This is a genomic window from Inquilinus limosus (assembly GCF_051487185.1).
GTDB classification, from domain to species: Bacteria; Pseudomonadota; Alphaproteobacteria; order DSM-16000; family Inquilinaceae; genus Inquilinus; species Inquilinus limosus_F.
On sequence record NZ_JAHVDK010000009.1, the window covers coordinates 140276 to 154661 of the forward strand.

Genomic DNA, 14386 nt, shown 5'->3' on the forward strand with positions numbered 1-14386 from the left:
GATTTTGACGATGGTGTGGATGCGCATGCGTTCGTTGGGGTGGATCGCGATCGCCTGCGCCCTGCTGTCGTCGGCAGCCGGTGCCGCGCAGAGCAAGGACGAGACGGTCGAGCAGGCGGTGTGCCGGCTGATCGAGGACTCCGCCGCCGCCGAGGACCTGCCGCTGGAGTTCTTCACCCGGCTGATCTGGAAGGAGAGCCGGTTCCGGCCGCGCGCGGTCAGCCCGAAGGGGGCACAGGGCGTGGCCCAGTTCATGCCCGGCACCGCCAAGCTGCGCGACCTGGCGGACCCGTTCGACCCGGAGACGGCGCTCCCGGCCTCCGCCGCCTTCCTGGCGGAGCTGCGCGACCAGTTCGGCAATCTCGGCCTCGCCGCCGCCGGCTACAACGCCGGCCCCAACCGGGTCGCGAGCTGGATCGGTGGCCGCGGCTTCCTGCCCTTGGAGACCGAGGATTATGTCCTCTTCATCACCAAGCGCCCTGCCGACGACTGGGTGCCGAAGGCGGATGGCAGCGTCCCCAGCTTCGACGGCAGTTCCAAATCCTGCCTCGAGCTGCTGGCATCGCTGAAAACCGAAGCGGATCGGGACGAGCTGGTCTCGCCCACTGCACCATGGCACGTGCAGATCGCCGGCAACTTCTCCAAGGGCCGGGCGCTGGCGTCCTACAACCGCGTCCGCCGGCGCTTTCCGCAGCTGATGGCGGGCATCCAGCCGATGATCGTCGGTACCCGCATGCTCAGCATGGGCACGCGGCGCTTCTATCGGGTCAGCGTGCCGGCGCAAAGCCGGGCCGAGGGCAACCAGTTCTGCAGCCGCCTGCGCCGGGCCGGCGGCGCCTGCATCGTGCTGCGGAACTGATTGCGCTTGAGCAACTGATTGCGCTTGACGAACGCCGCTTCGCACCGATCCTCAATTCGATGCCGCCGAGGGAGGGTGACATGCGCTTTCCGAAATGCCTGATCGTGGTCGGCCTGGCTGCGGCGGTCGCGTCGTGCCAGTTCGACAGCTCGCGGAACACGATCGGCGGGGCGGCCGCGGGCGGCCTGGCCGGGGCCGGGATCGGCGCCCTGGTCAGCGGCGGCAATCGCGGCGAGGGCGCCCTGATCGGCGCCGGCATCGGCGCGCTCGCGGGCGGCGCCCTCGGCGCCTATATGGACCGGCAGCAGGCCGATCTGCGGCGCAACCTCGCCGGCACCGGCATCGACGTCACCCGTCGCGGCGACAACCTGATTCTGGACATCCCGGGCGACGTCACCTTCGCCACCGATTCCGCGACCATCAAGCCGCAATTCTACGGCCCGCTCGACAGCGTCGCGGCGACGCTGAACCAGTACACCGACACCTATATCGACGTGATCGGCCATACCGACAACACCGGCCCGGCCGAATACAACCAGCGGCTGTCGGAGGCGCGGGCGCGCTCGGTCGCCGACTACATCTCCTCGCGCGGGGTCTATCCGCCGCGGATCAACATCGGCGGTGCCGGGGAAACCCAACCGATTGCCAGCAACGCCACGGCCGCGGGGCGGCAGGAGAACCGGCGGGTGGCGCTGACGATCCGGCCGTTCGGGCAGTAATCCCCGGACCAGAGCCAGCAGCTCATCGCACCATAGCCCAGCTCACCGCATGCCGCGGGCGATGCGGTCGGCAAGCTCGCCCAGGGCATCGCTCATGGCCCGGACCTGGGCGGCGATGGTGTCGTCGGCCGGGCGGCGGGTGATGCGGGCGGTCTCGGTCTTCGGCCGGCCGCCGGCCTTGCGCAGCACGCGCCACTGCGCCTCCAGCACGATCGTGCCGTCGGGATCGGGATCGAATCGGCCGAGCGCGAGCTCGATCGTCATAGCCTCATCGCCGGACAATGTCCGGCTGGTGGTGACGACCGAGCCGGCCGGGAGGCGCGCAGCCAGGTCGTCGGCCAGCACCCGCTGCACCATGTTGGCCAGCGGCTCGCCCCAGCGCTCGAACTCGTCGACGCCGAGCTCGACCGTACCCGAACGGCGGACGATCTGGGGCCGGTCGAGATATTTCGGAATCTCGACCGCCGCCACCGATGCCGTCACCGGCCGACCGCCGACGGCCGTGCCCGGCACCACCGCCAGGGTATAGACCTTGGGCGGCGGCGAGGAGCAGGCGGCGAGCGCCGTGCCGGCCAGCAGGACGGCGAGGGCGGCGCGGCGGGACAACATCATCAGTTCAGCCCTTGTGTCTTGCCCCGGATCAGCGACTCGGGGTGCTGCTCGAGATAGTCGGTGAGGACGCGGACCGAGCGCAACGTGTCGTCGACCTGGCTCATCAGCCGGGTCAGGTCGCGCTTGAAGGTCGAGTCCGAGCCATAGCCCTGGTTGATCGAGCCGAGCGTGCCGGAGAGCCGCTGCACCGCCTGCTGCGCCGTGGCGAGGAGCGGCGGCAGCTTCTCCATCGTCGGGCGGAGATCGGCGCTGGCCTGGTTCAACAGCTGCTGGGCCGAAGCCAGGGCGCCGGCGAGCGAGCGCAGCGACTCCGTGATCTCCGGTGAGGCGGCCAACGTCTCGAAGGATTTCAGCGTCGCATCGGCCTGTTCGACCAGCTTGTCGAGCGGCAGCGCCGCGACCCGGTCGAGGATGCCGTTGATCGAGCGCATGGCGCTGTCGAACTGTCCCGGTATGCTCGGGATCACCAGGTAGCGATCGCCCGTGCCCAGCTCCGCTGGGGCGGCGTCGGGGACCATGTCGAACGTGACCACCATCTGTCCGGTGAGCAGGTTGCCGGTCTTCAGCTGGGCCCGCAGCCCTTGCCGGACCAGCGACGCCACATTGGCACCGGTGCCGAAATTCCGGTCGGTGCCGACCAGCTCGATCCGCTGCGGCTCCACCTCGATCGTCACCGGGATCCGGGCCCGGCCGGCCGCGGCGTCGTATTGCAGCCGGACATCGGTGACCTCGCCGATCTTGAGGCCCTGCCATTCGACCGAGGCGCCTGGCGCGAGGCCGCCGACCGACCCGTCGAAATACACGAGATAGGGCAGGCGGACGGTGTAATCCGCCTCCTGGCTGCTGGTGGCGTCCTTGTAGAGGGTAAAGACGGTGTCCGCCTTGGCGGGAGCGCCGCTGCGGGCGGTGGCCGGGGTGTCGAAGGCGATGCCACCGGCCAGCACCGCCGCGAGGGATTCCAACTCGAACTTGAAGCCCTGCGGCCCGGTGGTGAGCGAGATGCCAGCGGCGTTCCAGAACCGGGTGCCGTCATAGATGTATCGGTCGTAGGGCGCCCGGACGAAGGCATGGATGGTGACCCCGGCTTCGAGGTCGGCGGACTCGTAGCCCGTGACCTCGCCGACCTGCACGCCGCGGAAATAGATCGGCGAGCCGGGACCGACCGAGCCGATCTGATCGGCCTTGAGCACATAGGCCGTGCCCGGCACCCCGGCCCGCACCACCGGCGGCTCCTCCAGCCCGGTGAAGTGGCGCTCGCTGTCGCCCGGACCGGGGTCCAGCTCGATATAGGCCCCCGAGAGGATCGTGCTCAGACCGGAGATGCCGCCGGTCGCGGAGAGCCGCGGCCGCACCACCCAGAACCGGGTGCCCTGGCGCAGATGCGGCGCTGCTTCCTTGGTCATGTCGGCCGTGAGCTCGACATGGCTCAGATCCTCCGACAGGGCGATGCTCTTGACCGTGCCGAACACCACCTCCTTGTGCTTGATCAGGGTCTTGCCGGCTTCCAGCCCGTCCGCGGTCTGGAAGCTGATGGTGATGGTCGGCCCCTTCTCGGAGAAGGTGACCCAGGCGAGATAGACCCCCACGAGCGCCGCCACGATCGGCACCAGCCAGATCGGCGACAGCCGGCGCCGGCGGTCGATGCGTGGTGCGGGCGGTGCCGGCGCGGGCGGTGTCGGCACGGCCGTATCGCGCAGGATCTCAGCCTCGGTCATGGTTCTCTCCCGCCGCGTCCCACATCAGGCGCGGATCGAAGGTCATGGCGGCGATCATGGTGATGATCACCACCGCGGCGAAGGACACGGCCCCGATCCCGGGCTCGATCGTCGCCAGCCGGCCGAGCTGGACCAGGGCGACCAGGATCGAGAGCATGAAGATGTCGATCATCGACCAGCGGCCGACCGCCTCGACGATGCGGTAGATCACCGTGCGGTTGCGCAGCTGCCCCCTGGCGCCGCGCTGGGTGGTGACCAGGAGGTAGATCAGCCCGACGAGCTTCAGCACCGGCACGGTGATCGAGGCGAAGAAGACCAGCGCCGCCAGTGGCCACATCCCGGCATCGGCCAGCTCGATCACGCCGCTCATGATCGTGTCGGGCGCGCCGCTGCCCAGCGAGATCACCGTCATCACCGGGAAGAGGTTGGCCGGGATGTAGAGGATGATCGCGGTCACCACCAGCGCCCAGGTGCGGGTCAGGCTCTCCGGCCGGCGGCGGTGCAGCGCGGCGCCGCAGCGCGGGCAGGCGCCGTGGCCGGAGGGCGGGAGGTTGGAAACCAGGCCGCAGCCGTGGCACAGGCAGGCCGGGCGATGTGGATCGACCGGCGGCCGCGGCGGCACCAGGCCGCGCCGCTCGAATTCCCGCCACACCGTCTCGGTGTCGAGGCTGGTGCCGGCGGCGATGATCGCCAGCATCAGCCCGCCGACGGAGTAGAGGCCTGGCCCGACGACGACGGTGGCGAGGTCGATCAGCTTCACATAGGCGACGAAGACGCCGAGCAGATAGACCTCGACCATCGCCCAGGGGCCGAGCAGGTCGGCCCAGCGGTAGAGCCGCGGCAGCCAGCGCGGCGGGCGCCTGAAGCGCAAGCCGCCCAGCACCAGGAACAGGGTGCCGAGCCGCAGCGCCGGGGCGACGAACATGGTCAGCGCCACCACCGCCGCCAGCTCCCACAACCCCTGCCCGTACAGCGCGACGATCCCCGTGACCAGGCTGGCGCTCTGCACCCGGCCGGAGATCTCCAGCGAGAGGAAGGGCAGGAAATTGGCCATCAGGAGCAGCACCAGCCCGGCGCAGGTATAGGCGAAGGCATGGTCGAGCGAGCTGGCGCGGAACCGCTGCAGCGTCGCGCCGCAGCGGATGCAGCGGGCCGCGGTGCCGTCCGGCAGCGTCGGTACCGCATGCCGCAGCCCGCATTCATGGCATTCCATCAGCCGTGCCTGTGACCGAGGAAGCTCTAAGATACCTGTCTGTTCGGCTGGCGTGGCCTAATCCTCCAACGTGATCACGACCGCATCGCCGCCCAGGCTGAGCATCAGGCCGGTCCGCTTGGCCTTGAGACGCATCACCACGCCCTTGTCGTTCCTCAACCAGAGATCCCCGCCGCTCTCTTCGCCGACCGCGAAGCCGTAGCGCCCCTGGGCATAGGCGCCCTCGAAATCATCGACCCTCCTCAGATCATAGACCTCGCCGGTGGCATCGATGGTCGATACGCCGATGCCGCCGATGCCCAGCCCCGACACCTTGAACCGATGGGGCCTGCCCTGGAACCGCAGGACGCCGTCGCCGGTGTTGCCGCTGCCGATGAACGCCGCCTGCACCTGGTGCATCTCGACAGTGCCCGACGGCACCCGGCTCTGCACCGATTCCGAGCTGGTTCCGCCGCCTTGACCGCTGGAGCAGGCCGCCAGCGCCAGGATCGCCGCCGCCGCGGCCGACCGGATCGAAATGCCCCAACTGCTCTTGGTTCGAAATGCGCAACCGATCATCTGAAATGCTCCTTTGTATCGTTCTATCCTGATCCTGGCTCCTGTGCCGCTCAGCGACCGCGGCGGAAGCCGGCGCCGCCGTCACGCCGCCGGCCTGGCGACCCGAATCATCCCGGCTGGGGGCGTATTCCTGTTACAACGAAAGACGAGGGATCGCTTACTTCATGGCCGCGATAAATCCTGGCCCGTCCCCCTTCATAAACTCTTATCGCTTCATCGGGTTATTATCACCGATGCTCAAAATGGCCACAAGGTCGATGCGTCCCCAATCCTTCGACCAAAGGCGGAGATCCCACGCGACGGGTTCACAACCCGAACGGGCGCGCGCTAGGCTGTTTGCCGGACATAAAGATCCGCCACGGGAGGAACGGCCATGCAGTTGAGTCGCGACGACCTTTTGCGTGCCTATCGCCAGATGCGCCTGATCCGGGAATTCGAGGATCGGGTCCATCTCGAATTCGCGACGGGGGACATTCCGGGCTTCGTCCATCTCTATGCCGGTGAGGAGGCCAGCGCCGTCGGCGTCTGCCTGCACCTGACCGACCGCGATTCCATCGCCAGCACCCATCGCGGCCACGGCCACTGCATCGCCAAGGACTGCGACCCGGTGGCGATGATGAAGGAGATCTACGGCCGCCGCGACGGGCTGTGCGGCGGCAAGGGCGGGTCGATGCATATCGCCGACCTGTCCAAGGGCATGATGGGCGCCAACGGCATTGTCGGCGGCGGCCCGCCGCTGATCTGCGGCGCGGCGCTGGCGGCCAAGACGCTCGGCACCGGCGGCGTCGCCATCGCCTTCGTCGGCGACGGCGGCTCGAACCAGGGCACCACCTTCGAGGCGATGAACCTGGCCACCGTGTGGAAGCTGCCGGCCGTGTTCGTGTTCGAGAACAACGGCTATGCCGAGGCGACCTCGAGCAAATATTCGGTCAGCTGCAAGGACATCGTCGAGCGCGCGAGCGCCTTCGGCATGCCCGGCGTCCAGGTCGACGGCCACGACTTCTTCGCGGTGTGGGAGGCCGCGCGGGAAGCGATCGAGCGGGCCAGATCGGGCAACGGCCCGACCCTGATCGAGGTCAAGCTGAACCGCTACTACGGCCATTTCGAGGGCGATGCCCAGACCTATCGCGCGCCCGGCGAGGTCGACGCCATCCGGGCCCAGCGCGACAGCCTGGACCTGTTCCGCAACCGGGTCACCGAGGCCGGGCTGCTGGACGCGGCGCAGCTCGACGCCATCGACGCCGAGATCAAGCAGGAGATCGACCGCGCCGTGGCCAAGGCCAAGGCCGCGCCGGTGCCGGGGCCGGCCGATCTTCTGACCGACGTCTACGTCTCGTATTGAGGGAGGCAGGGCATGAGCAGGAAGAGCTTCCGCCAGGCGATCAACGAGGCGCTGGCGCAGGAGATGCGGCGCGACCCGCGCGTGGTCCTGATGGGCGAGGACGTTTCGGGCGGCGCCGGCTCGCCGGGTGAGCAGGACGCCTGGGGCGGCCCGCTCGGCGTCACCAAGGGCCTGTACAAGGAGTTCGGGCCGACCCGCGTGCTGGACACGCCGATCACCGAGAGCGCCTTCATCGGCGCCGCCGCCGGCGCCGCGGCCAGCGGGCTGCGCCCCGTCGCCGAGTTGATGTTCGTCGACTTCATGGGCGTCTGCTTCGATCAGATCTTCAACCAGGCCGCCAAGTTCCGCTACATGTTCGGCGGCAAGGCGGTGACGCCCATGACCATCCGCACCATGTACGGCGCCGGCTTCCGCGCCGCGGCCCAGCACAGCCAATGCCTGTACCCGGTGTTCACCCATATCCCCGGGCTGAAATGCGTCATCCCGTCCTCGCCCTATGAGGCGAAGGGCCTCCTGATCCAGGCGATCCGCGACGACGACCCGGTGATCTTCTTCGAGCACAAGGTGCTGTACGACATGGAGGAGGAGGTGCCGGACGAGCCCTACACCATCCCCTTCGGCGAGGCGAACCTGGTGCGCGAGGGCGAGGACGTCACCATCGTCGCGATAGGCCGCATGGTGCATATGGCCAAGGCGGCGGCAGAGGCCCTGGACAAGGAGGGGATCGACTGCACCATCATCGACCCGCGCACGACCTCGCCGCTCGACATGGACACGATTCTGGAGAGCGTGGAGGAGACCGGCCGGCTGGTGGTGGTGGACGAGGCCAGCCCGCGCTGCAACATCGCGACCGACATCTCGGCCCAGGTGGCCGACCAGGCCTTCGCTTCGCTGAAGGCGCCGATCAAGATGGTGTCGCCGCCGCATGTGCCGGTGCCGTTCTCGGCGGCGCTGGAGGACCTGTACATCCCCGATGCCGGCAAGGTGGCCGCGGCGGTGCGGACGGTGATGGGCACGCCGGACCGGCAGGAGGCCGCCGAATGACCGGCACCATCCACCCGATCACCATGCCGAAATGGGGCCTGGCGATGACCGAAGGCCTGCTCGCTGCCTGGACGGCGGAGGAGGGGGCGCGGATCGAGCCGGGCACCGAGATCGTCGACATCGAGACCAGCAAGATCACCAATGCGCTGGAATCGCCGGTCGGCGGCACGCTGCGCCGGCGGGTGGCGGCGGAAGGGCAGACCCTGCCGGTCGGCGCCCTGCTCGGCGTCGTGGTCGAGGGCGAGGTCGACGAGGCGGAGCTCGACCGCTTCATCGAGGCCTTCCAGGCCGAGGCGGCGGCCGCGGCCGAGAGCGCCGCCCCGCCGCCTGAGCCGAAGGTGGTGCAGGCCGGCGGGCGGGCGATCCGGGCCCTGGTGACGGGCGAGGGCGACGGCACGCCGATCGTGCTGATCCACGGCTTCGGCGGCGACCTCAACAACTGGCTGTTCACCCAGCCGGCGCTGACCGGCCGACCGGTCCACGCCATCGACCTGCCGGGCCATGGCGGCTCGGGCAAGGAGGTCGGCGCGGGCGACCTCGCCGCGCTGTCCGGGGCGGTGCTGGCCTATCTTGACGCCGCCGGCATCGCCAAGGCGCATCTGGTCGGCCATTCCATGGGCGGGGCGGTGGTGTTGTCCCTGGCGCTCGACGCGCCGGACCGGGTGGCCTCGGCGACGCTGATCGCCCCGGCCGGGCTGGGGGCCGAGATCAATAGCGGCTATATCGAGGGCTTCATCGCGGCGCAGAAGCGCAAGGACCTGAAGCCGCATCTCGAGGCGCTGTTCGCCGATCCCGAGCTTGTCACCCGCGACCTGGTCGAGGACGTGCTGAAGTACAAGCGCCTGGACGGGGTCGAGGCGGCGCTGAAGACGATCGCCGGAGCCTTCTTCCCCGGCGGCCGCCAGGCGGTGGCGCTGCGCGACCAGATCGGCGCCGCTCGTGTGCCGATCCAGGTGGTCTGGGGCATGGCGGATGCGATCCTGCCGGCCGCCCATGCCGACGGTCTGCCGGCCGCGATCCCGGTGCATCGCTTCGACGGCAAGGGCCACATGGTCCATATGGAGGCGGCGGCCGAGGTGAACCGGCTGATCTCGAGCTTCGTCGGGAACGGGTAATGCCAGTGGGACCCGTCGGTCCCTTTCCGTCATGGCGAGGCGCGCAGCGCCGTGGCCATCCAGGGATCGGTGCCGCTGGATGGCCGCGCCCCTTCGGGGCTCGCCATGACGGGTCAACGTTTCCGGGCCGCGGGTATAAGTCAGGCGCCTCGGCAGACCGGCATCGAGGGCGGAATCTCGGATGAAGCGCTGGACTCGCGATGGCGAATCCAACGCCTTCTCATGTTTTCTTCACCAGCATGGCAGATTTCGCGAGATTTGTCATTTGTATGACATAGAGATGGGCTAGTGAATCCCCTGCAAAAGGAAGGGCGGCCCCATGAGATCCATCCGAAATATCGGAGCAATCAGAGCAATTTTCAGGGTTTGGGAGGGATATTTCGGAACCGGGGGCTTTTTTCGTAAAGACTGGATTTATTTTGGTCTTGAGTTTTTGTCGCATGAGCAATGGCGAATATCTCAGCCAGGCCCGCCACCCGATCCGGCCAGGAGCAATGTCTCGCGGCTCAGCGATCATCGGAAACCGCAAGCGACAGGCGACGTTCGGCCGAGGCCGACGGTTCTGCCGTCATCGGAGGCGAGAGCCCTTGCTGCGCGCCGGGTGGCCCGCTAGCCTCCGGATCGCGTGCAAGACGCATCCGGTCCGCGGGAAGGGCAGCGCCCACTTGCGAGAGAGCCGCGCTTCCTGTGTCGATCCTTCTTTCTGCCCGTTGATGCGGATGCCGGGCGTGTGAAAGGAGGAGTGTCTTGCCTCATCCCTATGCCCGGGACCTGCCGGCTTCGCCAGATCCGGAGCAGCAGAAGAAGCGCGCCAAGGACCTGCAGAAGGCACTGCGCGCCGGCGACGCCGAGGCGTTGGCCCGGTTCCGCTACAGCCATCCCCGGCTGGCCCATCGCCACGACGCCGAGCTCATGGCCGCGGCGAAGCTGAGCGATGCGCAATGGGTCGTCGCCCGCGAATACGGCTTCGCCAGTCAGCGACGAGCTTAATAGGCGAGCTCTACCGGCCACGGATGGACTTCGCGCCGGCATCGTTCACGCCACCACTCAAGAGCGGCATCGGATAGGTCAAAATCGTCCGGCCGTCCACGCTGGCGCCACAGATCAAACATTCCTCTCAGCTGAACTAAGAGGCTCTGCTCAAGCCAGTATCGAGGATCGAATTCGTCACTCGCCTGCGGGAACCAAATCATGTCCTCCCTTATGCTTGCGCATCGGGCATACAGGTTCCAATAACACGTGCTCCACCTCATGGACTCGTCTCCACGACTCGAGTTCGAAGAGATGATGCCCCTATCTCGACCACAGCGCGACAAACGAGCGAACATCCGCCTCGCTCTCGCCGTCGCACCTGCGCTCAGTTTCTCGGCCACCCTGGTCCGGTCTCCAGGGGCGCGCCCTTGGCGCCGCACTTCTCGCGCCTGAGCCGTTATGCGATCAGCCGGAGCGGGAAATGGCGGCGAACCGCCGCTCTCGTGTTGCACGGAATATCCGGCAACGTCCGGAAACCCGCAGAAATCCTTGAGAATCTTTCGGAATGATTTGTAACGGGCCGGAACGACAAAGGGCGCCGCGAGGCGCCCTAAGTGATTGATCTGCCGAGAAAACTTGGCTGGGGGACTAGGATTCGAACCTAGGCTGGCGGAGTCAGAGTCCGCTGTCCTACCACTAGACGATCCCCCAGCGGCCGGCGGGAGGGTGTCTACCCCAGTGATCCGCTCCTGTAAAGGCCTCGTGTGAAGGAACGGCAGCCATGCCGAAAGCGGATGCGACCGTGCGGCCATTTCCTCTTTGGTGATCGCTGCGCTACAGTTCAATGAAGGGACGGAGGCGCCGTTCGAAACCAGACGGACGGCCATGGAAGGAATGTCAGTGGTGGAGTCGATCGCAATCTCGGAGGCCACCGCGGCCGGCGATCGACGTCGGGCGCCCAGGCCTGAACCCCTCTATGCCGCGGTGGATCTCGGCACCAACAACTGCCGGCTGCTGATCGCGCGCGCGGCCGCGGGCGGATTCCAGGTGGTCGACGCCTTCAGCCGCATCGTCCGGCTGGGCGAGGGCGTCGGCGCCACCGGGCGGCTGCAGCCCGAGGCGATGCAGCGCACGCTGTCGGCGCTGCGCATCTGCGCCGCCAAGATCAGGCGCCAGAACGTGATCCTGTCGCGCGCGGTAGCGACCGAGGCCTGCCGCCAGGCCCGCAACTTCCCGGCCTTTCGCGACCGGGTGCGGCGCGAGACCGGCCTGACGCTGGAGATGATCCCGGCGGCGGAGGAGGCGCGCCTGGCCGCGGCCGGCTGTGCGCCGCTGCTCGATCCCGCGGTCCCGCACGCGATCATCTTCGACATCGGCGGCGGCTCAACCGAGCTGACCTGGCTGGAGATCGCTTCCGACGGGCAGGCGGTCGCGCTCGACGCGCTCAGCATCCCGCTCGGCGTCGTCTCCCTGGCCGAGCAGCATGGCGGCCACGAGGTCTCGGCCGAGACCTATGCCGCGATGAGCGCCGCGACCGCCGCCGCCCTGGCGGCGTTCGAGGCCCGCAACAACCTGCGCGGGCTGATCGCCCAGGGCCGGGTGCAGATGATCGGCTCCTCCGGCACGGTCACCACCCTGGCCGGGGTGCATCTCGGCCTGCCGCGCTATATCCGCTCCGAGGTCGACGGCTGCATCCTGACCTTCGAGGAGGCGCGCCGCGCCAGCCGCATGCTGCTCGGCCTCGATTACGTCGCGCGGGCGTCCTATCCCTGCATCGGGCGCGACCGGGCCGACCTGGTGCTGGCCGGCTGCGCCATCCTCGAGGCGATCTGCGACACCTGGCCGGTCGGGAAGCTGCGGGTCGGCGACCGCGGCGTGCGCGAGGGCATCCTGTTCGACCTGCTGGCCGAGGCGCAGAGGCGCCACGCCCGACAACCATCCGGGTGAGATGAAGACTCCGAAGAAACCGGGCGCCGCGAGGGCAGGGGGGCCGAGCGGCCGCGGCAGCCGCGGCCTGACCGTGCGGGTCAAGACCGCGAAGCAGCGGACCCCGTCCTCGACCCGCTGGCTCGAACGCCAGCTCAACGACCCCTATGTCGCCGAGGCCAGGCGCCTGGGCTACCGCTCGCGCGCCGCCTTCAAGCTGCTGCAGCTCGACGACAAGCTGCATCTGCTGCGCCGCGGCATGCGCGTGGTCGACCTCGGCTGCGCCCCCGGCGGCTGGGTCCAGGTGGCGCTGGAGCGGGTGGGGCCGAGCGGCAAGGTGGTCGGCATCGACTACCTCGGCATGGACCCGGTGCCGGGCGCGACCATCCTGGAGATGGACTTCCTCGACCCCGCGGCCCCGGACCGGCTGAAGGAGGCGCTGGCCGGCCCGGCCGACATCGTGCTCAGCGACATGGCGGCGCCGACCGTCGGCCATCCGGCGACCGACCATCTGCGAATCATGGCGCTGGCCGAGACCGCCGCCGATTTCGCCCTCGACGTGCTGGTGCCGGGCGGCGCCTTCGTCGCCAAGCTGTTCCAGGGCGGGGCGGAGAAGGACCTGCTGGACACGCTGAAGCGCAACTTCGCCAAGGTCCGGCACGTCAAGCCGCCAGCCAGCCGGCAGGACAGCTCCGAGGTCTATGTCGTCGCCACGGACTTCCGGGGAAGACCGTCGGATCCGCGGGACGCAACGCAGGCCCCCTAGATCTGCGCTTCACAATGGCCCGAGCGGGGTTATATTGCGGCGCTTCCAAGCTCTGGGAGCCCCGACATGTCCCCCTTCCGCGATGCTCTGACCTTCGATGACGTCCTGCTGGTCCCGCAGGCCTCCTCGATCCTGCCTGCCGAAGCGGACACGCGGACCCGCCTGACCAAGCGGATCGAGCTCGGCATCCCGCTGCTCTCCGCCGCCATGGACACGGTGACCGAAGCGCCGCTGGCCATCGCCATGGCCCAGGCCGGCGGCATCGGCGTGATCCATCGCAACCTCGACATCGAGCGCCAGGCCGAAGAGGTGCGGAAGGTGAAGCGCTTCGAGAGCGGCATGGTGGTGAACCCGATCACCATCGGCCCCGGCGCCACCCTGGCCGAGGCGCTGGCGCTGATGGACCGGCACGGCATCTCCGGCATCCCGGTGGTGGAGGAGGGCGGCAAGCTGGCCGGCATCCTGACCAACCGCGACGTCCGCTTCGCCACCAATCCGGGCCAGCCGGTGCGCGAGCTGATGACCAAGGACCGCCTGGTCACCGTGCGCGAGGGCGTGGGCAAGGATGAGGCCAAACGCCTCCTGCACCAGAACCGGATCGAGAAGCTGCTGGTCGTCGATGACGCCTTCCGCTGCATCGGCCTGATCACGGTCAAGGACATCATTCGCGCCCAGCTGCACCCCAACGCCTGCAAGGATGAGCAGGGTCGGCTGCGCGTCGCCGCCGCCACCGGCACCGGCGACAAGGGGATTTCGCGCGCCGAGGCGCTGTTCGACGCCGGGGTCGACGTGCTGGTGCTGGACACGGCGCACGGCCATTCCGAGGGCGTGCTGAAGAGCGTGGAGCGGGCACGGCGCCTGTCGAACTCCACCCAGATCGTCGCCGGCAACGTCGCCACCGGCGATGCCGCCAAGGCGCTGATCGACGCGGGGGCAGACGCGGTCAAGGTCGGCATCGGCCCGGGCTCGATCTGCACCACCCGCATGGTCGCCGGCGTCGGCGTGCCGCAGCTGACCGCGATCATGGATGTGGTCGAGGCCTGCCGGACGCAGGACATCCCGGTGATCGCCGACGGCGGCATCAAATATTCCGGCGACCTGGCCAAGGCGATCGCCGCCGGCGCCGACGTGGTCATGCTCGGCTCGCTCTTCGCCGGCACCGACGAGGCGCCGGGCGAGGTGGTCCTGTACCAGGGCCGCTCCTACAAGAGCTATCGCGGCATGGGCTCGCTCGGCGCCATGGCGCGCGGCTCGGCCGACCGCTACTTCCAGCAGGAGGTGTCGGACACGCTGAAGCTGGTGCCGGAGGGCGTCGAGGGCCGGGTGCCGTACAAGGGGCCGATCGCCAACGTCATCCACCAGCTGGTGGGCGGGCTGAAGGCGGCGATGGGCTACACCGGCAGCCGCACCATCGCCGATCTGCACAAGCGGGCGGAGTTCGTGCGCATCACCAATGCCGGCCTGCGCGAGAGCCATGTGCACGACATCACCGTGACCCACGAGGCGCCGAACTACAGGCCGGGGCTTTAAGGGGCGCCTCCCTCT

General features: G+C 68.7%; 13 protein-coding genes and 1 tRNA gene. 9 read left to right on the forward strand and 5 right to left on the reverse strand.

What is annotated here, in order from left to right; translation table 11 throughout:
* Nucleotides 1-19 precede the first annotated feature (19 nt).
* Together KXR53_RS12625 and KXR53_RS12630 are read left to right on the forward strand one after the other, a co-directional pair.
* Nucleotides 20-859, forward strand: coding sequence for a lytic transglycosylase domain-containing protein (locus tag KXR53_RS12625; protein ID WP_437375519.1), 840 nt, complete (start codon nt 20-22; stop codon nt 857-859).
* Nucleotides 860-939: 80 nt separating this feature from the next.
* The gene (locus KXR53_RS12630) at nt 940-1578 is read left to right on the forward strand and encodes an OmpA family protein (protein WP_437375520.1); all 639 of its coding nucleotides are present in this window, start codon (nt 940-942) and stop codon (nt 1576-1578) included.
* Nucleotides 1579-1620: 42 nt separating this feature from the next.
* On the opposite strand, the gene KXR53_RS12635 is transcribed toward KXR53_RS12630, so the two are convergent.
* Genes KXR53_RS12635 through KXR53_RS12650 form a run of 4 tightly spaced genes read right to left on the reverse strand, consistent with a single transcriptional unit; the run spans nt 1621 to nt 5676 of the window.
* Nucleotides 1621-2190 carry a PqiC family protein gene (locus KXR53_RS12635; RefSeq protein ID WP_437375521.1) on the reverse strand — a complete coding sequence of 190 codons (570 nt, stop codon included), beginning with the start codon at nt 2188-2190 and terminating at the stop codon, nt 1621-1623.
* On the reverse strand, nt 2190-3905 hold the full coding sequence (locus tag KXR53_RS12640) for an intermembrane transport protein PqiB (protein ID WP_437375522.1): 1716 nt from the start codon (nt 3903-3905) through the stop codon (nt 2190-2192). The genes KXR53_RS12635 and KXR53_RS12640 overlap by 1 nt, the downstream gene beginning before the upstream one ends.
* On the reverse strand, nt 3892-5151 hold the full coding sequence (locus tag KXR53_RS12645) for a paraquat-inducible protein A (RefSeq protein WP_437375594.1): 1260 nt from the start codon (nt 5149-5151) through the stop codon (nt 3892-3894). Before KXR53_RS12645 ends, KXR53_RS12640 begins: the two co-directional genes overlap by 14 nt.
* 24 nt (nt 5152-5175) lie before the next feature.
* On the reverse strand, nt 5176-5676 hold the full coding sequence (locus tag KXR53_RS12650) for a hypothetical protein (protein ID WP_437375523.1): 501 nt from the start codon (nt 5674-5676) through the stop codon (nt 5176-5178).
* Nucleotides 5677-6049: 373 nt separating this feature from the next.
* Here KXR53_RS12650 and KXR53_RS12655 point away from each other — a divergent pair, with 373 nt between their 5' ends.
* From KXR53_RS12655 to KXR53_RS12670, 4 genes are all read left to right on the forward strand, one after another.
* Entirely contained in the window at nt 6050-7018 is a 969-nt protein-coding gene (locus KXR53_RS12655) for a thiamine pyrophosphate-dependent dehydrogenase E1 component subunit alpha (protein ID WP_437375524.1), read from the forward strand.
* A gap of 12 nt (nt 7019-7030) precedes the next feature.
* Nucleotides 7031-8062, forward strand: coding sequence for an alpha-ketoacid dehydrogenase subunit beta (locus KXR53_RS12660; protein WP_437375525.1), 1032 nt, complete (start codon nt 7031-7033; stop codon nt 8060-8062).
* Nucleotides 8059-9177 (forward strand): acetoin dehydrogenase dihydrolipoyllysine-residue acetyltransferase subunit, encoded by a 1119-nt coding sequence (locus tag KXR53_RS12665; protein ID WP_437375526.1) that lies wholly within the window; start codon nt 8059-8061, stop codon nt 9175-9177. Before KXR53_RS12660 ends, KXR53_RS12665 begins: the two co-directional genes overlap by 4 nt.
* A 747-nt stretch (nt 9178-9924) precedes the next feature.
* Entirely contained in the window at nt 9925-10167 is a 243-nt protein-coding gene (locus KXR53_RS12670; RefSeq protein WP_437375527.1) for a hypothetical protein, read from the forward strand.
* A 619-nt stretch (nt 10168-10786) separates the two neighbouring features.
* Here KXR53_RS12670 and KXR53_RS12675 read toward each other — a convergent pair.
* Nucleotides 10787-10860: transfer RNA gene (locus KXR53_RS12675), tRNA-Gln, on the reverse strand.
* Nucleotides 10861-11043: 183 nt separating this feature from the next.
* Between KXR53_RS12675 and KXR53_RS12680 the strand changes: the two genes are divergently transcribed.
* The 3 genes from KXR53_RS12680 (at nt 11044) to guaB (ending at nt 14371) form a co-directional block, all read left to right on the forward strand.
* Nucleotides 11044-12096, forward strand: coding sequence for a Ppx/GppA phosphatase family protein (locus KXR53_RS12680; RefSeq protein ID WP_437375595.1), 1053 nt, complete (start codon nt 11044-11046; stop codon nt 12094-12096).
* Between the two features lies 1 nt (nt 12097).
* Nucleotides 12098-12841 (forward strand): RlmE family RNA methyltransferase, encoded by a 744-nt coding sequence (locus tag KXR53_RS12685; RefSeq protein WP_437375528.1) that lies wholly within the window; start codon nt 12098-12100, stop codon nt 12839-12841.
* Between the two features lie 66 nt (nt 12842-12907).
* Entirely contained in the window at nt 12908-14371 is a 1464-nt protein-coding gene (gene guaB / locus KXR53_RS12690; RefSeq protein WP_437375529.1) for an IMP dehydrogenase, read from the forward strand.
* Nucleotides 14372-14386: the final 15 nt, after the last annotated feature.

Bases quoted from the DNA above. Each gene is read 5' to 3' on its own strand.
- KXR53_RS12650 (WP_437375523.1), bottom strand. From the start codon at position 5,676: ATGATCGGTTGCGCATTTCGAACCAAGAGCAGTTGGGGCATTTCGATC.
- KXR53_RS12685 (WP_437375528.1), top strand. From the start codon at position 12,098: ATGAAGACTCCGAAGAAACCGGGCGCCGCGAGGGCAGGGGGGCCGAGC.
- KXR53_RS12635 (WP_437375521.1), bottom strand. From the start codon at position 2,190: ATGATGTTGTCCCGCCGCGCCGCCCTCGCCGTCCTGCTGGCCGGCACG.
- KXR53_RS12680 (WP_437375595.1), top strand. From the start codon at position 11,044: ATGTCAGTGGTGGAGTCGATCGCAATCTCGGAGGCCACCGCGGCCGGC.
- KXR53_RS12655 (WP_437375524.1), top strand. From the start codon at position 6,050: ATGCAGTTGAGTCGCGACGACCTTTTGCGTGCCTATCGCCAGATGCGC.
- KXR53_RS12665 (WP_437375526.1), top strand. From the start codon at position 8,059: ATGACCGGCACCATCCACCCGATCACCATGCCGAAATGGGGCCTGGCG.
- KXR53_RS12625 (WP_437375519.1), top strand. From the start codon at position 20: ATGCGCATGCGTTCGTTGGGGTGGATCGCGATCGCCTGCGCCCTGCTG.
- KXR53_RS12630 (WP_437375520.1), top strand. From the start codon at position 940: ATGCGCTTTCCGAAATGCCTGATCGTGGTCGGCCTGGCTGCGGCGGTC.
- KXR53_RS12660 (WP_437375525.1), top strand. From the start codon at position 7,031: ATGAGCAGGAAGAGCTTCCGCCAGGCGATCAACGAGGCGCTGGCGCAG.
- guaB (WP_437375529.1), top strand. From the start codon at position 12,908: ATGTCCCCCTTCCGCGATGCTCTGACCTTCGATGACGTCCTGCTGGTC.
- KXR53_RS12640 (WP_437375522.1), bottom strand. From the start codon at position 3,905: ATGACCGAGGCTGAGATCCTGCGCGATACGGCCGTGCCGACACCGCCC.